We start from the raw sequence: 18,221 nt of genomic DNA, 5'->3' as shown, positions 1-18,221 counted from the left end.
ACGCTGGCCGTCAGGAGGCCAGCTGGGCGACGGGGCGCAGGGGGCCGATGGTGACCAGCGGACGCTTCGCCGCGCCGGCGAGCCCGACCTGGAGCGGGCGCTCCTCCGCCGGGGGCTGGTAGTAGGCGGGGAGGGCCACAGTGACGCGGGTGCCCTGTCCGGGCTCGCTCGCCACCTCGATGTCGCCGCCGAGCATGGCGGCGTAATGGCCGACCAGGGTCAGGCCCAGCCCGGCGCCGCGCCGCTTGGTGCCGCTGCCGCCCTGGACGAAGGGCTGGAACAGGCGGGCGGTCTGGCTGGTGGCGAAGCCGCTGCCGCTGTCGGTCACGGTGAAGCGCAGCCAGGGCTCGCCGTCGCGCTCGACCCGCTCGGCGGCCAGCAGGACGGCGCCGCCCTGCGTGAACTTGCAGGCGTTGTCCAGCAGGTTGAGGAGGGCCTGCCGGACCTTGCCGAAGTCCGAATACATCTGGCCGAGCGCCGCGGCCTCGGCCTGGAGCGTCACCTCGTTGCCGTTGAGGTCGGCGGCGGGCAGCGTGCGCTCCCGCGCTTCGATCAGCAGCCGGTGCACGTCGAAATCCTGTAGCACGACGTCCATGTTGCCGGCCTCGATCCGGGCGTAGTCGAGGATCGCGTCGACCAGGGTCAGCATCTGCTCGCCGGTCCACTGGATCTGCTCGATGTCGGTCGCCAGCTCCCCGGCGCCAAGCCGGTGCAACTCGCCCATCAGCGATTGGCTGGAGGCGACGATCTCGTTGAGCGGGGCGTGAAGCTCCTGCCCGATGTTGACCAGGAAATGGGTCTTGGCCTCGTTGGCGGCGTCGGAGCGCTCCTTGTCGCGCAACAGCTGGCCGTGCCGGTCGGCGGCCTCCTGGCGCTGGCGCTCCATCTCCGCGGTGTTGTCGCGCAGGACGCGGACGGCGCGGGCCATGGCGGCCACCTCGTCCGCCCCGTCGTCCGGCGGGAGGGCGATGTCGGTCCGCCCGGCGGCGAGCGAAGTCACGGCGGCGGCCATGCCGGCGACCGGACGGGCGACCCGGCGGTTGACGAACCAGACCATCGCCAGACCGGCCAGCGTCACCGCCAGCGCCGCCCACAGGGCGATGCGCAGGGTGCGCCAGGACTGGTCGGCCAGACCGCCGCGCAGCGCGGCCGCGACGGCGTCGTTGCGCTGGCGGATTTCCGCCGCGCGGGTGGCGACGGCGGCGGCGTTCGGGGCCAGCCGCTCGGCGCGCAGCCCGTCCTCGTCGGTCAGGGAGGCCTCGATGCTGTCCAGCACCCCGTCGATCCCGGCCAGCGCCGCCTCCACCTCGTCGATGGTCTGGCGGGTGCCGGGGACCCAGAGGTAGCGGTTCATCTCCGCCAGCTTGGCGCGGGCGTTGCCCAGTTCGGCGCGCATGCGCAGCGAGTCGCGGTCGTCGCGCCGCGCCACGTAGCGGCCGAGATGATCCTGCATCATCAGGATGGCGACGGTCGCGTCGCCGGCCAGCGCCGCCGAATCGACGCCACCCGCGTCCTTCAGCCGGCCCAGCCCGCCACGGATGAGGGAGATCTGCGGCTCCAGCACCGACTCGGTCAGACGGGCGCGCTCGCCGCGCAGGGCGACCAGCGCCTCGAAGCCGCTCCAGTAGGCATCCAGCGCCGTGCGCGCGCCCTCCACCGAGCGGCGGTCGGCGTCGTCCCGCACCATCCCGGCAAGGGCGGTCAGCCGCTCCAGAAGGCCGTCGCGGCGCAGCCCGGCGTCGAGCAGGCTCTGCTGGTCGCCCTCGGCCAGATGATCGCGGACGGAAACCTCCAGGTCGCGCAGCCCGATGTCCAGGTCGGCGGCGGTCTGGGACGCGTCGGCGTAGCCGGAGAAGGTGCCGACCTCGCGGTTGACGCCGTAGAGCGAGGCCACGCCGATCAGCGCCAGCAGAAGCACCAGACCGAGCACCACGGCGAAGCCCAGCCCGACGCGCGCGGCGAGGGTCAGCTCATCGAGACGGCGCAGGAGGCCGAGCCCTGGAAAGGAGCGCGTGGGGCGGGCCGGGGCACCGAGGGGGGAGGGGGCGTCGCCGGACCGGGGCAGGGTTCCGTTCCGCTTCACGCCACGTCCCGTACGCGCTGTCGTTCGTAAGCCACGAGATCCGGCCGAAGGTTGCGGGCGGGAAAAGCCCGACGTTGTCAGAAACCCCTCCGTGTGCACGGACGGGTGGCGCGGATTGTAGCTTGGCGAGGCAACGGCGCAAACAGACAAGTGCGTAAGGGTCGGCCCCCTTTAAACATCTCCGGCTTCGTTTCAGGCGGCGCCGTGGAAGGCGTAGGCTTGCATGCCGATGCTGCCATGCTCGAACCCGGTGTGAAGCCGCTCCGTCCGCACCGTATCGCCGGCGGCGCCGAAGGCCACGGGCAGGGGCAGGAAATGCTCGTCGGTCGGGTGGGCCGCCTTGGCCTGCGGGCAGAGCGTCTTCCAGCCGGCCAGCGACGCCTCGTCGCCCGTCGTCAGCACCCCGTCGAGCCAGCCGGCGAAGTCCTCCGCCCAGCCGGCGACATCGCGCTCGCCGAAACGGAAGTCGCCGAGATTGTGGACGGCGCCGCCGCTGCCCAGGATCAGCACGCCCTCGTTCCGCAGGGGCGCCAGGGCGCGGCCCAGCGCGATGTGGTCGGCGGCGGTGGCGCCGGGCTGCACGGAGAGCTGGGCGACCGGGATATCGGCCTCCGGGTACATCAGCATCAGCGGCACCCAGGCGCCGTGGTCGAGCCCCTGGCCGGGGTCCACCGCGGCGCCGGTCAGCGCCCGCGCGCGGTCGGCCAGCGCCGGGGCGCCGGGGGCCGCGTAGCGCATGGCGTAGAGGGCGCGGGGGAAGCCGTAGAAGTCGTGGATGGTGTCCGGTGCCGCGGCTCCGCTGATCGCCGGGGTCCGGGTCGTCCAATGGGCCGACACCGCGATCACCGCGCTCGGGCGGCCGAGCCGCTTGCCCAGGCCGGCCAGGAAATGGCGGCCCGGCGAATCCTCGATGATGAGGGTGGGGGCGCCGTGCGAGACGAAGACGCTGGGGACGGGGGAGGGCAGGGCGGTGGCCGGCTGGGGCGTGGTCATGGAATGGGCTCCGGGTTGCCGCCCCATTCCACCAAAGAAAAACCCCGGCGCCTAGGCCGGGGTTTTTCGAAAGACCGTTGCCCGTGGAGCAACGATCTCAGTGCAGGTGCTTCGGCAGCTCGGCGATCGACTGGTCGATCAGCTTGTCCGCCTGGGCCGGCTGGATGCCGGTTTCCAGGATGCGGCGGCTGGCGTCCATGGCGATGTCGACGGTCAGGTTGCGGACCTCGGCCAGCGCCCCGGCTTCCGCCTGGGCGATGCGGTCCATGGCCTGGGCCTCGCGGCGCTTCAGCGACGCTTCGAGATCGGCGCCGGCCTGCGAACGGAGACGGTCGGCCTCCTCGCGGGCGTGGGCGATGATGGCCTCGGCCTCCTTCAGCGCGTCGCGCTGACGGCGCTGGTAGTTGGCGAGCAGCGCCTGGGCGTCTTCACGCAGGCGCTGGGCCTCGTCCAGTTCCGCCCGGATCTTCTCGGCGCGGGCGTCGAGAAGGCCGGTGATCGCGCCGGCCGCCTTCTTCCACACCAGGACGGCGAAGATGATGAAGGCGATGGCGACCCACATTTCGGGCGTGTTCATGACCGGCGCTCCTCGATCACGGCGGCGACCGCCGCATCGGCCTGGGCCGCGTCGACGTCCAGACCGGCCAGACGGCCGGCGACGTCACGGGCGATGTCGGCGGAGATGGAGCGGACGTTGGCGATCGCCTGCTCCTTGGCCGCGGCGATGTTCGCCTCGGCGCTGCGCAGACGCTCGGCGTTGTCGGCGTTCAACTGGGCCTGACGGGCGTGGTTGTTCGCGTCGATCTCGGCGGCCACCTGGGCGATCAGGGCCTGGGCTTCGGAACGGGCCCCGGCGAGGGACTGATCGACCTGGGCCATGGCGGCCTCGGCCTCTTCCTTGAGCGAAGCGGCCTTGCTCAGGTCGCGCGAGATGCGCTCCTGGCGCTCCTCCAGAACCTCGGCCACGCGCGGCAGCGCTTTCTTGGACAGGAGGTAGTAGAGGGTGATGAAGGTCAGCGCCAGCCAGAAGATCTGGGTGGGGAAGGTGGCGGGATTGAGCTGCGGCAGGCCGCCGGCGGCATGCTCGCCGCCATGGGCGGCTTCCGGCGCGTGCTCCGCCGTCGCCGCCAGGACGTTACCGGCAAGCACGGTCAGAGTGGCGAGCGAGGCGCCCGCAGCACCCGACCAGCGGACCAGCCGTCGCTTGGCCAACAGGTTCGGCATGGATCGGTCCCCCTAGGCAAGAATGCGGCGCCGAAACTTCGAGAGCCCGGCGCCGCGTCAGAGCGAAATTGAAAGTTCGCTCGGGCCTTAGGCGAACAGGATCAGGAAGGCGATCAGCAGGGCGAACAGCGCGACGGCTTCCGTCAGCGCGAAGCCCAGAATGCCGATCGGGAAGACCTTCGGCTGGACGGCCGGGTTGCGGGCGATCGAACCGATCAGGGTCGAGAAGATGTTGCCGATACCCAGGCCGACGCCGGCGAGGGCGATAACGGCCAGACCGGCACCGACGTACTTGGCGGCTTCAGCTTCCATGGTACTCATTCCTCTAGGTAAGGGTGAACTGTGGAGAAAAAGGTGAACAGATGATCCGGGTCGGCGCTGGTGCTCAGTGCAGTTCCAGAGCGTCGCGGATGTACAGGCAGGTCAGGATCGAGAAGACGTAGGCTTGCAGGAACGCGACCAGGAACTCGAAGCCGGTCAGCGCGATGTTGATGGCCAGCGGGACGAGACCGGCGAGGAAGCCGACGGCGCCCAGGCCGCTGATCATCATAACCGTGAAACCCGCGAACACCTTCAGCATGGTGTGACCGGCCATCATGTTGGCGAACAGTCGGATCGACAGGCTGACGGGGCGCATCAGGTAGGAGATCACCTCGATCGGGATGAGGATCGGGGCGAGCGCCAGCGGCGCGCCGTGCGGCATGAAGAAGCTGAAGAAATGCAGGCCGTGCTTCATCAGGGCCAGGACGGTCACGAACACGAACACCGTCGCCGCCAGCGTGAAGGTCACGATGATGTGGCTGGTGAAGGTGAAGGTGAACGGGATCATGCCGACGAGGTTGCCGAACAGCACGAACATGAAGATCGCGAAGACGAACGGGAAGTAGGGACGGGCGTCGTGCCCGGCGTTGTCCCGAACCATGTTCGCGACGAATTCGTAGAAGATCTCGGCCAGGGACTGCAGGCGGCCCGGAACCAGGGCGCGGCCAGACATGCCGAAGACGAGCAGCGCGTAGATCAGCGCGACCGCCACGACCATGAAGAAGGCCGAGTTCGTGAAGGACACGTCATACCCGGCGATCACGATCTGGAGGATCGGGTTGATCTGGAACTGGTGCAGCGGATCCAAGGTCGTCCTCGCTCAGTGTGCGTCGCCGTTGGGGCGCTCGTTGTCATCCTCACGGGCCCGGCGGTAGCCGGGGGCTAATCCGAGCCCGGTGATGGCCCGGTAGACATTCAGAATTCCGGCCGCCGCGCCGAGGAAGAACATGACGATCAATCCCCAGGGCGCCGTTCCGAGCCAGCGGTCGAGCAGAAGCCCGCCACCGACGCCAACGATCATGGCAGCGACCAGCTCGGTCCCGATTCGGAAGGCGATGCCGAGAGGACTCTGCGGCAGCCGGTGATATTTCCCCGGACCGCTCTGCGATTCCTTCCCTTCACGCGCCTTCTTCAGTCGGGCGTCAAGCTCTGCCAGAGACGGCGGGGGCTTTTCGTCGCTCATGTCGCTTCGTTGTCCCCGTTGTCTCGCAGCCACGCGAAAGCGGCGAGACCATACGGACAGGGCACAACCCTGTCAAGTCGCAAAACCCTTAATACAAGTGCTTGAAAACCCAACAAAACCGCGCCGAAACCTTGGTATTACCGGGTCAAGGGGCGCGGCTCCGCTCGTGTTTTCCGTCAGCCGGCAATTCGGGTGCCCAGATCCTGGGCCACGCGGTCGGCGGTGGTGCCCGCCGGATACACCCCGAGGAAGCGCCCGTCGGGCCCCATCAGGTAAAGAAAACTGGAGTGATCCATCAAGTAATCCTCCGGTTTTCCGCCCTCCTGCGGCGCCTTGGCGTAATAGACCCGGTAGGCCTTGGCCGCCGCCTTGACCTGCTCCGGCGTGCCGGTCAGCCCGACCAGATTGGGGTGGAACAGCCCGACATAGTCCTTCAGATGCGCCACCGTGTCGCGCTCCGGATCGACCGAGATGAACATCGGCTGCACCTTCTCCGCCTGCACGCCCAGCATGTCCATGGCGCGCGCCATCGTGCCCAGCTCCGTCGGGCAGACGTCGGGGCAATAGGTGTAGCCGAAATAGATCAGCAGGTACTTGCCGCGGTAGTCGGCGTCGGTGACCGTCTTCCCGTCCTGGTCGGTCAGGGTGAAGGGGCCGCCGATGGGCACGCTGCTCTGCACCGTGCTGGAGGCGTTCTGGACCTGCCACCAGGCGATGCCGGCGGCGATCACGAGCCCCACGGCGGAGGCGGCGGCGATGCGGATGAGTCGGGCTTTCATGACCGACTGGAATGGGGCGGCGGACCGCCCAGGTCAAGAGGACAATCTGCCCAAGGCGGGAGCGCCGTGCGCTCACCAGAGACGCCGCGCGGCCCAGCGCAGCGCCAGCGCCGCGGGGGCTGACGCCAGCGCAACAAGGGCGAGCGTGGTGCCGGTCAACGTGCCGGTGGCGGCATAGACCACAGCGGCGGCGATGCCGCCCGGCACCAGGGCGAGGAACAGCCAGGCCAGGCGGGGCTTCCAGACGACGCCGTCGACCGTGGCCTTGGCCGGCAACCGGGCGGCACCCTCCACACGAGCATCGACGATCATATCCATCCCAACGCCCGCCCCCCTTCCGGTTCCTCACGCCGCCTTGCGCGTCGGCTCTCCCGGTCGGGCCAGATGGTCGCCGATGCGCTTGTCGAAGCGCTGGATGTGGCCGGTCAGCCAGTCGCGGAACAGGGCCAGCAGATCGTCGCCGACCCGCGCCTCCCCGGCCTCGAAGCGCTGCTTCAGCTCGGCCACGCGCTTGCGCAGGGCGTCGTGCTGCGCCTTGTGCTGGACGAAGTCGGGATAGCCCGACCGCTGCATCACCCGCTCCTCCTCCTCGAAATGCAGGACGGTATAGGCGACGAGCTGGTCGATGGCCGACCCGATGGCCTGCGGCACTTCGCCGCCCCGGATGCGCCGGGCCGCCCGGTTGATCAGCGCGACCAGGATCATGTGGTCGTTGTCGATGTCCTCCTGCCCGACGGCCAGCGTGTCGTTCCAGGGCATGAAGACGTCCTCCCCGGCGGGCGCGAAGAGGGTGGCCAGCTCCGCGCTGTTGATCGCCGCCACGTTGACCAGGAAGGCGTCGACCAGGGCGCGCAGGGACCCGGCCTGCTGCGCGAGGCTCTCCGCGGCGTCGAGCAGGCCGTTGGCCGCCTTCTCCGTCTCCAGGGCCGAGGATGAAACCTCGTCGATGCTGCTGGAAACCTGCCGCGTGCCCTGCGCCGCCTCTCCCGCGCTGCGGGCGATCTCGCCGGTCGCCGCTCCCTGCTGCTGGACCGCGGCGGCGATGGAGGTGCCGATCTCATCGCTGCGGGCGATGATCCCGGCGATCTCGCGGATGGCGGTGACGGCGCCCTGCGACGCCTGCTGCACCTCGCTGATCTGGGTGGCGATCTCCTCCGTCGCCTTGGCGGTCTGGCCGGCGAGGTTCTTCACCTCGCCCGCCACCACGGCGAAGCCCTTGCCCATCTCGCCGGCCCGCGCCGCCTCGATGGTGGCGTTGAGCGCCAGCAGGTTGGTCTGGCTGGCGATGCTGGTGATGAGGTCGGCGACCTCGTTGATCTTCTGCGCGGCGTGGCCCAGCCCGTCGATGCGCTCGCTGGCCTGGCGGGAGGCGCTCACCGCCTGCATGGAGATGTGCGAGGAGGTGGCGACCTGGGTGCCGATCTCCGCGATGGCGCTGCTCAGCTCCTCGGCGGCGGCGGCGACGGTCTGCACGTTCACCGACGCCTGCTGCGACGCCCCGGCGACCGAGGCCGCCTCGCGCATGTTGCGGTCGGCGGTGTCGGACAGGGAGCGCGCCGTGTTCTCCAGCGCCTGCACCGCCTGCCCGACCGCGCCGACCATGGCGGTGACCGTGGCGTCGAAGCGCTCCGTCAGCCGTTCCAGCGCGCGGGCGCGCTGCCCGGTCACGCGGTGCTCCACCTGCTGGCGCTCCCAATGGCGCTGCAGGTCGATCTGGTTGTTGCGGAAGACGTCCAGGGTGCGGGCCATGACGCCGATCTCGTCGCCGCGCTGCGTGCCGGACACCGTCACCGCCGTGTCGCCGCCGGCGAGCGTCTGCATCACCCCGGTCATGGCGTGCAGCGGGCGGACGATGGCCCGGCTGACCAGCAGGGCGATGCCCGTCGCTGCTAGGGCGATCAGCAGCCCCAGCCCGCCGAGGAACAGGGCGGCCTCGCGGAAGGCGGCGGCCACGTCGTCCACATAGATGCCCGACCCGATCAGCCAGCCCCAGGGCTCGAACCCGCGCACGTAGGAGATCTTCGGAACCGGATCCGCCTGACCCGGCTTCGGCCACAGGTAGTCGACGAAGCCGCCCTCCGCCGCGACGCCGACGCGGGTCATCTCGACGAACAGCAGCTTGCCGTTCGGGTCGGCGGTGCGTGACTGGTCCTGCCCGTCCATCTCCGGGCGGATGGGGTGCATGATCATGCGCTGGGCGCGGTCGATGACGAAGAAATACTCCGATCCGGCGTAGCGCAGCCGGCGCAGCGCGTCCTTGGCCGCCGCCTGGGCGGCGTCGCGGGTCAGGGTGCCCTTGCGCTCCATCTCCTCGTAATGGGCGACGAGGCTGTGGGCGACCTCCACCACGCTGCGGGTCTTGTCCTGCCGGTCCTTCATCATTTCAGCGCGCAGGCCGAACAGGCTGACGGCGGCGATCAGGGCGAGCCCGACGGCCGCGACGCCCAGGATGACGGAGATCTTACCCTTGATGCTGATGCGCTCGAACACCTGACGTTCCTCCGGAATCTTCTTCTTCCGGCGCAAGGGCGCCGGTCCCGGACGGAGCGACGGCCGTCCGGAAATTCTGCTAAATTTTTTGTTACTTTTGCTCCGGGGGCCTGATCGTCGTCAAGACGCATCAACCCAGAGTGAGAAAACGTCGCGGCCCGCCGTCAAAAAGTTTGGAAGAGAAAGTTCGCAGCGCCGCGGAAAAGAAAGGGGAGGCCCGAAGGCCTCCCGCAGTTGCGAACTGGAAAGGGTGGGTGCGCGTCGGTGCCGTTCGTTTGCCGACGGCTTCAGAGCACGGTCAGCATGCTGGCGACCAGGGGGTGGCGGACGATGTCGGTGTCGCTCAGGCGGACGACGGCGATGCCCTCCACCGCCTCCAGCCGGCGCGCGATGTCGGCCAGCCCCGACAGGTTGTCCAGCAGGTCCGTCTGGTCGGGGTCGCCGGTCAGCACCATGGTGGAGTGCCAGCCCAGCCGGGTCAGCAGCATCTTGATCTGGGCGTAGGTGCAGTTCTGCGCCTCGTCGATCACCACGAAGGCGTTGTTCAGGGTGCGCCCGCGCATGAATCCGACCGGCGCGATCTCGATGGTGCCGTCGGCCATCAGGGCGCGCAGGCGCTTGGCGCCCAGCCGCTCGCTCAGCGCGTCGTAGAGCGGGCGCAGGAAGGGGGCCATCTTCTCGTGCATGTCGCCCGGCAGATAGCCGATGCTTTCGCCCGCCTCGATGGCCGGGCGGGACAGCACGATGCGGTCGACCTTGCCCTCCTCCAGCGCCTCCACGGCGGAGGAGATCGCCAGATAGGTCTTGCCGGTGCCGGCGGGGCCGAGCGCCACAACGAGGTTATGGTCCTTGATCGCCTCCATCAGCCTCTTCTGATTGGGGCTCTGGGGCTTGACCTTGCGGAGATAGCTCTGGTCGCGGCGGTCGGCGCCGCCCACGGGGTTCCAGCCGCCGGCGGCGGGGAACAGTGGGTGGACCGTCGACTCGGACGCTGAAACGGCGCTGCCTTTGGTCTGGCGTTTGGCCATATCGCTCTCCTAACGTCACGTTGGTGGGCGGCGGCTCCGGGCACAAAAAAACCTCCCGCAAGGGGGAGGTCGTCGATGTTGCTGTGCAACAGGATGGCCGGAGTCTGGCTTGCCGGTGCGAGGCGTGCGTCCCGTCGGCTGCGCCCGTCATGGGGTGCCGGCGACAATCGGACGCTCGGGAACGAAGCAGGATGCAAGCGGACCTCTTCGTCAGGAAAGGAACCTCACATCACAAACATAGGTCGCGCGGCGGCGAAGGTCAGGCGAAATTGCGGGCATCGCAAAAGATTCACACAAGATGTTGTGGATGAGCCGCAGGTGGAGGCGCGACGGCGACGGACTACCGCCAGAGGCGGAGGGAACCCGGCGGCACCGCGACGAGGGGATGTGTTGAGGTCGCGCGGACCATCTCTGCGGGCGTTGTGGCGAGGGAAAGATGCCGCAGCGCGAAAAGGGCATATCCCTGCAAAACCCTTTGCCCGGCGAATCCAGTTCCATTACCATACTTTGTAGTGAGACCTTCCGCTGACGCAACACATGGACCTCCAGCCCGGACGGGGACGCCCTGTTCCGGCCCAAGGCGCGTGTGTCCGGCGGTTGTCACTCCATCGGCGCCGGGAAAGGCTTGAACGGATGGGGTCCGCGCCGCTAGAACCCGGGTGGTTGACCCTTCCGCCCTGGTGCCTGGCCGATGGCCCCAGACATGCGGACGACACGGATTCGGCAGGAACACAAGCAGGATGGCAGCGGTGAGCAGCGCCAGGCAGGGTGCCGATCGGGACGGTCCGTTCCAGTTGCGGGGCAATTCCTTCACCATGATGGTGCTGAAGGTGAATGATCCGGCGTCGCCGGACTTCTTCACCCAGCTCGCCGTCAAGGTGCGGCAGGCGCCCAATTTCTTCCGCAACGCCCCCGTCGTCCTCGATTTCGAGGAGCTGACGGAGGACACTCCGCGCTTCGACATCGCCGCCCTGGTGACCAACCTGCGCGCGCTGTACCTGCTGCCGGTCGGCTTCCGGGGCGGGCCGCGTGCGGTCCACGAGGGGGCGCTCGCCGCCGGGCTGACCCCGATGCCCGCCGGGCGCGCCGCCAAGCTGGAGTCCGCGGCCCCCCCCGCCGCCGACCCGCAGGCCGGCGCCCCCGCGATCCCGGCCCCGCCGCCCGAGCCGATCTACCGCCCGGCGCTGCTGGTGACCGAGCCGGTGCGCTCCGGCCAGCAGATCTACGCCGAGAAGACGGATCTGGTCATCACCGCCCCGGTGTCCCCCGGCGCGGAGGTGGTGGCCGACGGCAACATCCACGTCTACGGCGCGCTGCGCGGCCGGGCGCTGGCCGGCGTGTCCGGCGACACCAACGCGCGCATCTTCTGTCACAGCCTGGAGGCCGAGGTCGTCTCGGTGGCCGGGCTGTACCGCGTCAGCGAGGATTTCGGGAACGACGTGCTGAAGAAGCCGGTGCAGATCTTCCTGCGCGACGGCTATCTTCACATGGAGCCCCAGTGATGACGCTTTTGAGCGCTTTCGGTCGAACGGCCCCCTGTGCGAGGACGGTGTCACGCAAAGCGTGCCCGGCACAGGCCCTGATCTGCGTAACCCGGTAACCGGACCTTGGCGGCAACATTTAGGAACGTGGGAGAAGCTCCGTTGGGCAAGATCATCGTCATGACTTCCGGCAAGGGCGGCGTCGGCAAGACGACCTCCTCCGCCGCTTTCGCGACCGGACTCGCCTTGCGCGGCTTCAAGACGGTCGTCATCGATTTCGACGTCGGGCTGCGCAACCTCGACCTCATCATGGGCTGCGAGCGGCGCGTGGTGTTCGACTTCATCAACGTCATCAACGGCGAAGCGAAGCTGAGCCAGGCGCTGATCAAGGACAAGCGCATCGACAACCTGTCGATCCTGCCGACCTCGCAGACCCGCGACAAGGACGCCCTGACCCGCGAAGGCGTGGAGAAGGTTCTGAACGAACTCTCCAAGGACTTCGACTACATCGTCTGCGACAGCCCGGCGGGCATCGAGCGCGGCGCGCTGATGGCGCTGTACTTCGCCGACCACGCGGTGATCGTGACCAACCCGGAAGTCTCCTCGGTCCGCGACAGCGACCGCATCCTCGGCGTGCTGGCCTCCCGCTCGCGCCGGGCGGAGCAGGGGCTGGAGCCGGTGACCCAGCAGCTTCTCCTCACCCGCTACGACCCGGAGCGGGTGGAGCGCGGCGAGATGCTGAAGGTCGACGACGTGCTGGAGATCCTGGCGATCCCGCTGCTCGGCGTGATCCCGGAGAGCCAGGCCGTGCTGCGCGCCTCCAACGTCGGCATGCCGGTCATCCTCGACGAGGCGTCCAACGCCGGCCAGGCCTATCTGGACGCGGTCTCCCGCTTCCTGGGCGAGGATGTCGAGCACCGCTTCGTCACGCCCCAGAAGAAGGGCCTGTTCAGCCGCCTCCTCCGGAGGTCCGCATGAGCATCTTCAGCTTTTTCCGGTCCGCCCCGCGCGCGTCGGCGGTCCAGGCCAAGGAGCGGCTCCAGATCGTCATGGCGCACGAGCGCGCCGGGCGCACCGGGCCGGACTATCTGCCGATGCTCCAGCAGGAGCTGCTGGCGGTCATCGCCAAATACATCGACATCGACCAGAACAAGGTCGAGGTCAAGCTGGACCGCGGCGGCGACTGCTCGACGCTCGAACTGAACATCGAGCTGCCGGCCCGCGAGGCCGCCGCCAAGGCGCTGAAGGAAAGCGCCAAGCTGGCGGTCGCCGGGAACCGTCCGGCGGCCAAGGACGCGGACGAGTCCGATCCCGTCAAGCTGGCCGCGGGCGGTTCACTGACCAACGGCGGCGTCAAGAAGCGCCGCTGAGCGTCGGGCGCTCCAGGACCGATCCCGCCGCAGCCGGCCCGCTGCGGCGGGATTTTTCATGCCCGCGGGGAGGCGTCCATCGCGGTCATAGGCCGCAGCCCGACCGTGGGCTGGACTTCCGTGCGGGTTTACCTCAGCCGTTCGAAGAGGTATCAACGGATTGGAGCCCGTCAGGGACCGGCCCTCGCGGGCCAAACCCTCACCGGGCGGCGTTGCGGCAGTGAGGGAGTGGCGGCCGATGTTCTTCGAATGCTCGCGGCTGATCGACGGCAACCAGCCGCGCCTGTCCAACGGCATCACCGTGACCGACGTCGACGGTGACGGGGCATTCGAACTGGTGGTCACGGGCTACGCCACCAACAACCTCATCCTCAAATGGGACGGCTCCCGGCTGGTGGACATCGCCGGGCCGCTGCTGGCCGACCCCTCGGGCTGCGCGGTCGCCATCGCCGCCGCCGACGTGGACGGCGACGGGCGGGAGGAGCTGTATGTCCTGAACTCCGACCGGGCGAGCGGGCCGAAGGAGATGGGCGACCGGCTGTTCGCCTGCTTCGGCAAGCACTGGCTCGACCTGCTGGCCCAGCCGGAGAACGCCGGCATGGCGAACCGCGTCGCCGGGCGGTCGGTGGTCGCCATGGACCGGCACGGCCATGGCCGTTACGGCTTCGTCGTGGCGGCGGACGGCGGCCCCTTCCGCCTGTTCGAGCTGAGCCGGCGCGGGCGGCTGGAGGACGCGGCGGAGGACGCGGGCATCGACCTGATCGGCGCCGGGCGCGGGCTGCTCGCCCTGCCGTTCCTGTCCGACCGCGTCGACCTGTTCGCCTGCAACGAGGGCGGACCGAACTTCCTGTTCCGCAATCTGGGCGACGGAACCTACGAGGAGATCGCCGAGGAGCGGGGTGTCGCCGACTCGCGCTTCGCCGGGCGGGCGGTGACCGCGGTGGACGGGCCGGGCTATGGCGGATTCGGGCTGCTGGTCGGCGCCTGGGAAGGGCCGCAGCGCCTGTTCGTCCAGCGCTCCGGCGGCGGCTTCGTCGACGAGGCCGATCCCGAGATGTCCTTTCCAGGCCGGGTGTCCAGCGTGATCGCCGCCGATTTCGACAACGACGGCTACGAGGAGCTGTTCTTCAACCTGCATGGCGAGCCCAACCGCCTGTTCGGGTGGCGCGACGACCGCTGGCAGGCCATCGATCTCGGCGACGCGCTGGAGCCCAAGGGGTTGGGGACCGGGGCGGTGGTGGCCGACATCGACGGTGACGGACGGCTGGAACTGCTGGTCGCGCATGGCAATGGGGTGGGCGGCGGGCATGGCGGCGGGCATGGCGGCGGATCGCCGCAGCCCCTGTCGCTCTACCGCACGGCGGCGAACCACAACGGGTGGCTGCGCGTGCTGCCGCTGACCCCCTACGGCGCCCCGGCGCGCGGCGCCTTGGTCACCTGCACGGCCAACGGGCGGCGGCAGGTGCGGTCCGTCTGCGCCGGCTCGGGCTATCTCTGCCAGATGGAGCCGGTGGCCCATTTCGGGCTGGGCAGCGCCCGCGCGGTGGAGCGGCTGGAGGTGCGCTGGCCGGACGGCATGACGGCCATCGTCGAGAACCCGCCCATCGGCCGGCTGCTGACCGTTCCCTATCCGCCGGAGTGAGCGGACGGCACAATGTTGCGTGCGGTCCGCGGTTGAGCGATGTCGGGCGGACGGTTGAGCTGAATCATATTTCCGTCCGGCAACAAATTTAATCTTTTGTATAACCTGCATGGTCTTTATTTTGCGGCGTCCGCCAGTGCCCGACGGGAACGCGCGGATGGGGAGATGTACGCCCTGTAACCGACCGCGAACCAATAAGGGGGCGCCGGGCTCTCGGCCCGCGACCGCAGGCACATGGCACACAGCGCTGTTCTCAGTCCCGGCCCCCGCGACCGGACGCTGACCGGGGTCGAGCGGTTCTTCGACGCCGACGAGGTCATCGTTTCCAAGACCGACCTGAAGGGCCGGATCACCTACGCCAACCGGGTGTTCCAGCGCGTCGCCGGCTACAGCGAGGCGGAGCTGATGGGCGCCCCGCACTCCATCGTCCGTCATCCGGACATGCCGCGCTGCGTGTTCAAGCTGCTGTGGGACACGCTGGGGGCGGGGCAGGAGATCTTCGCCTACGTCGTGAACCGGGCGCGCAACGGCGACCACTACTGGGTCTTCGCCCACGTCACCCCCAGCTACGACGTCAACGGCCGGCTCGTCGGCTACCACTCGTCGCGCCGGGTGCCGGACCGCGGCGCCATCGACAAGGTGGTGCCGCTCTACCGCACGCTTCTGGACATCGAAAACCGCCACGAAGACCGCAAGCAGGGCATGAACGAGGCCTTCGCCACCGTTGTCGGGCTGCTGACGGAGAAGGGGATCGGGTATGACGAATTCGTCTTCTCTCTCTAAGGCGTTCGGGCTGGGGGCGGTCGCCGCGCTGCTCGTCGCAGTGCTGCTGGTGACCGATTCGCTGGACGTCGGCGGCGCGCCGCTGCGCATCGGGATCGGGGCCGCGGCCCTGGCCGCGCTGGTCGGCGTCATGCTGTGCATGGTCCGCGCCCGCGCCGCGGTGGGGCAGGCGGTGGCGGTCTGCCAGGCGGTGTCGCGCGGCGACTTCGAGGCGCGGGTGGTCAACGTGCGGGAGAAGGGCGACCTCGGCGAGCTGATGCACGCCCTGAACGACTCGATCGACCGCACCGACGCCTTCATCCGCGAGGCCACCGCCTCGATGAGCTACGTGTCGGCCAACAAGTATTTCCGGCGGATCGTCCTGAAGGGCATGCAGGGCAATTTCCTGCACGCGTCGCGCACCATCAACACCGCCACCGACGCCATCGCCGCCAAGGTGAAGGGCTTCGCCGGGGTGACCGACCGCTTCGAGACGCAGATCCGCGCGGTGTGCGAGCAGGTGTCCGGCACCGCCCACCAGCTGGAGATGTCGGCCCGCACCATGGAGACCGACGCCCAGACCGCCACCGGCAAGGCGTCCTCGGTCGCCGCCGCCGCGTCGCAGACCGGCTCCTCGGTCGGCAGTGTCGCCGTCGCGACGGAGGAGCTGTCGGCGTCCATCCGGGAGATCGCCCGGCAGGTGGAGGAGGTCGCCAAGGTCGCCGCCAACGCGGCGGGCGAGGCCGAGCGCTCCAACGCGCTGATCGCCGAGCTGTCGGGGGCCGCCAAGACGGTGGGCGAGGTGGTCACCCTCATCAACGACATCGCCAGCCAGACCAACCTGCTGGCGCTGAACGCCACCATCGAGGCGGCCCGCGCCGGGGAAGCCGGAAAAGGCTTCGCCGTGGTGGCGCAGGAGGTCAAGCGGCTGGCCGACCAGACCGCCAAGGCCACCGGCGACATCGCCGGGCAGATCGCCGGCATCCAGTCCTCCACCGACGTGGCGGTCGCCTCCATCGTCGGCATCGGCCACACCATCCAGGACATCAACCACATCGCCGGCGGCATCGCCGCGGGAATCGGGCAGCAGGGCTCGGCGATCCGCTCGATCGTCAGCAACATGGATCAGGCCGCCGCCGGCACCCGCGCCGTCACCGAGGACATCCAGGACGTCACCACCGCCGCCGAGCGCACCAGCGGCACCGCCCATGAGGTCTTCGCGGCATCGGAGCGGATGAGCGTCCAGGCCGACCGCCTGACCCGCGAGGTCCAGCTTTTCCTCGACGAGATGCACAAGGTCGCCTGACGCATTTTTGTGCAATCTCGCCTTTTTTGTCCGAAAAATTGCACTTGCTCATTAGGTGAGCATTGATTAGCCGCCCGGCATTTGCTTGTATGCTAAGCAGTGTCGGAGCGGCTGGCGGGGTCCATGCGACCTTTTGCCTCATTTTTTAGGAGAAACCGTTGCTTTTGTTGCGGCGCACGCGGTGTGCGGGGTGCGGTGCGGCAAGGCCGGTGCCGCGTGTGATTGTTCGGACTCCAATATGACGCCGAATTCATCACAATTTCGAAACTGACATCTCAAAGACGTTGAGCCGGAGCCCGTGACGCCGCCCGCAAACGCAGGCGTTTCGCGGCTTTGCGCGTCCAGATGGTCCCCAAAGGGCGTTTGGCACAGCGTTTGATGGTTAGACGTCTAAAAAAGATATCCCACCCAAACTCACAGAGGTGTTCGGGATGAGTGTGGCCGGAAACGAACTGTTCGAGCTTTCCCGGGGCGTCCTGGACGTCGCCTCCCGGAAAGTGTCTTTGATCGAAGACATCACCCGCCGCACCAAGATGCTGGCGATGAACGCCCTGATCGAGGCGTCGCGGGCCGGCGACGCCGGGCGGGGCTTCGCGGTGGTGGCGAACGAGGTCTCCGAGATCTCCAAGCAGGTGAACACCATCACCAAGGAACTGCGGTCGGAGATCGTCTCCCGCGTCGATCACCTGACCACCACCGGCAGCGCCATGGTGCAGGAGATGCACGGGCGGCGTCTGGCCGACCTGTCGCTCAACATGATCGAGATCATCGACCGGAACCTGTACGAGCGGTCCTGCGACGTGCGCTGGTGGGCGACCGACAGCGCGGTGGTGGACTGCGCCGCCGACCCGACGGAGGTGAACCGCCAGCACGCCTCCCACCGGCTGGGCGTCATCCTCGAGTCCTACACCGTCTATCTCGACCTGTGGATCGCCGACCTGAAGGGGGAGGTGATTGCCACCGGCCGGCCCGGCCGCTATCCCGGCGCCCTGGGCGCCCGTGTGGGGGACGAGGGCTGGTTCCGCCAGGCGCTGGCCACGCGCAACGGCGGCGAGTTCACGGTGGGCGACGTGGCGCGCAACGGCCGCCTGGAGGACCGGGTGGTCGCCACCTACGCCACCGCGATCCGGCGCGGCGGCGAGGCGGACGGCGATCCGATCGGCGTGCTGGGCATCTTCTTCGACTGGGAACCGCAGGCCGCCGCCGTCGTCCAGGGCGTCCGGCTGGAGGATGAGGAGCGCTCCCGCTCGCGCTGCCTTCTGCTCGACGCCCGGCACCGGGTGATCGCCTCGTCCGACGGGCGCGGCATCCTCAGCGAGACCGTCCAGCTCCGCCGCAACGGGGAGAGCATGGGCCATTACGCCGACGCCGCCGGCCGCACCTACGGCTACGCCCTGACGCCGGGCTACGAGACCTACAAGGGGCTGGGCTGGTACGGGGTGATCGTGCAGGACCCGGACCCGCGCCAGCAGCAGGCGCCTGCAACCTCCGGTATGAACGGGCGCGTGGGAATGAACGGGGCCGGGCTTCACGGGTAAGGCTGGCATTCCCACCCTGCT

General features: G+C 68.9%; 17 protein-coding genes and 1 pseudogene. 7 read left to right on the top strand and 11 right to left on the bottom strand.

Features of this window, described 5'->3' with window-relative positions; all coding sequences use genetic code 11:
* Nucleotides 1–10: 10 nt before the first annotated feature.
* From TSH58p_RS08030 to TSH58p_RS07980, 11 genes are all read right to left on the bottom strand, one after another.
* Nucleotides 11–2,083, bottom strand: a complete 2,073-nt coding sequence (locus TSH58p_RS08030) for a HAMP domain-containing sensor histidine kinase (protein ID WP_109068626.1) — start codon at nt 2,081–2,083, stop codon at nt 11–13.
* 192 nt (nt 2,084–2,275) lie between these two features.
* Entirely contained in the window at nt 2,276–3,076 is an 801-nt protein-coding gene (locus TSH58p_RS08025) for a class III extradiol ring-cleavage dioxygenase (RefSeq protein WP_109068625.1), read from the bottom strand.
* Nucleotides 3,077–3,173: 97 nt separating this feature from the next.
* A complete protein-coding gene (locus TSH58p_RS08020; protein WP_199230041.1) occupies nt 3,174–3,653 on the bottom strand; it encodes a F0F1 ATP synthase subunit B in 480 nt (159 codons plus the stop codon).
* On the bottom strand, nt 3,650–4,300 hold the full coding sequence (locus TSH58p_RS08015) for an ATPase (protein ID WP_109068624.1): 651 nt from the start codon (nt 4,298–4,300) through the stop codon (nt 3,650–3,652). Before TSH58p_RS08015 ends, TSH58p_RS08020 begins: the two co-directional genes overlap by 4 nt.
* A gap of 87 nt (nt 4,301–4,387) precedes the next feature.
* Nucleotides 4,388–4,612 (bottom strand): ATP synthase subunit C family protein, encoded by a 225-nt coding sequence (locus tag TSH58p_RS08010; RefSeq protein WP_014239727.1) that lies wholly within the window; start codon nt 4,610–4,612, stop codon nt 4,388–4,390.
* A 73-nt stretch (nt 4,613–4,685) separates the two neighbouring features.
* Nucleotides 4,686–5,429, bottom strand: a complete 744-nt coding sequence (locus tag TSH58p_RS08005) for a F0F1 ATP synthase subunit A (RefSeq protein ID WP_035672105.1) — start codon at nt 5,427–5,429, stop codon at nt 4,686–4,688.
* A 12-nt stretch (nt 5,430–5,441) separates the two neighbouring features.
* Complete coding sequence (locus tag TSH58p_RS08000) at nt 5,442–5,804, bottom strand: AtpZ/AtpI family protein (RefSeq protein WP_014239729.1); 363 nt, start codon at nt 5,802–5,804, stop codon at nt 5,442–5,444.
* A gap of 176 nt (nt 5,805–5,980) precedes the next feature.
* Nucleotides 5,981–6,583 carry an SCO family protein gene (locus TSH58p_RS07995; protein ID WP_109068623.1) on the bottom strand — a complete coding sequence of 201 codons (603 nt, stop codon included), beginning with the start codon at nt 6,581–6,583 and terminating at the stop codon, nt 5,981–5,983.
* A 72-nt stretch (nt 6,584–6,655) separates the two neighbouring features.
* Nucleotides 6,656–6,901, bottom strand: a complete 246-nt coding sequence (locus TSH58p_RS07990; protein ID WP_146205834.1) for a hypothetical protein — start codon at nt 6,899–6,901, stop codon at nt 6,656–6,658.
* 27 nt (nt 6,902–6,928) lie between these two features.
* Nucleotides 6,929–9,109, bottom strand: a complete 2,181-nt coding sequence (locus tag TSH58p_RS07985; protein WP_247873878.1) for a bacteriohemerythrin — start codon at nt 9,107–9,109, stop codon at nt 6,929–6,931.
* A gap of 251 nt (nt 9,110–9,360) precedes the next feature.
* Nucleotides 9,361–10,101 carry a PhoH family protein gene (locus tag TSH58p_RS07980; protein WP_109068621.1) on the bottom strand — a complete coding sequence of 247 codons (741 nt, stop codon included), beginning with the start codon at nt 10,099–10,101 and terminating at the stop codon, nt 9,361–9,363.
* A 740-nt stretch (nt 10,102–10,841) separates the two neighbouring features.
* On the opposite strand from TSH58p_RS07980, the gene minC reads away from it, so the two are divergent.
* The 7 genes and pseudogenes from minC (at nt 10,842) to TSH58p_RS07945 (ending at nt 18,200) form a co-directional block, all read left to right on the top strand.
* Nucleotides 10,842–11,603 carry a septum site-determining protein MinC gene (minC, locus tag TSH58p_RS07975; RefSeq protein WP_371732435.1) on the top strand — a complete coding sequence of 254 codons (762 nt, stop codon included), beginning with the start codon at nt 10,842–10,844 and terminating at the stop codon, nt 11,601–11,603.
* Nucleotides 11,604–11,744: 141 nt separating this feature from the next.
* Nucleotides 11,745–12,560, top strand: coding sequence for a septum site-determining protein MinD (gene minD, locus TSH58p_RS07970; RefSeq protein WP_109068620.1), 816 nt, complete (start codon nt 11,745–11,747; stop codon nt 12,558–12,560).
* Nucleotides 12,557–12,805 (top strand): annotated as a pseudogene (gene minE / locus TSH58p_RS34670) (cell division topological specificity factor MinE); the annotation flags it as partial. The gene minD and the pseudogene minE, both read left to right, overlap by 4 nt.
* Nucleotides 12,806–13,190: 385 nt before the next feature.
* A complete protein-coding gene (locus TSH58p_RS07960; RefSeq protein ID WP_109068618.1) occupies nt 13,191–14,594 on the top strand; it encodes a CRTAC1 family protein in 1,404 nt (467 codons plus the stop codon).
* 234 nt (nt 14,595–14,828) lie between these two features.
* Nucleotides 14,829–15,377, top strand: a complete 549-nt coding sequence (locus tag TSH58p_RS07955) for a PAS domain-containing protein (protein WP_094305923.1) — start codon at nt 14,829–14,831, stop codon at nt 15,375–15,377.
* Complete coding sequence (locus tag TSH58p_RS07950; protein ID WP_109068617.1) at nt 15,352–16,662, top strand: methyl-accepting chemotaxis protein; 1,311 nt, start codon at nt 15,352–15,354, stop codon at nt 16,660–16,662. Before TSH58p_RS07955 ends, TSH58p_RS07950 begins: the two co-directional genes overlap by 26 nt.
* A 431-nt stretch (nt 16,663–17,093) precedes the next feature.
* Complete coding sequence (locus tag TSH58p_RS07945; RefSeq protein WP_109068616.1) at nt 17,094–18,200, top strand: methyl-accepting chemotaxis protein; 1,107 nt, start codon at nt 17,094–17,096, stop codon at nt 18,198–18,200.
* Nucleotides 18,201–18,221: the final 21 nt, after the last annotated feature.

The sequence above is a fragment of the Azospirillum sp. TSH58 genome (assembly GCF_003119115.1).
Classification (GTDB): domain Bacteria; phylum Pseudomonadota; class Alphaproteobacteria; order Azospirillales; family Azospirillaceae; genus Azospirillum.
This window is presented reverse-complemented; position numbering and strand designations above follow the sequence as displayed.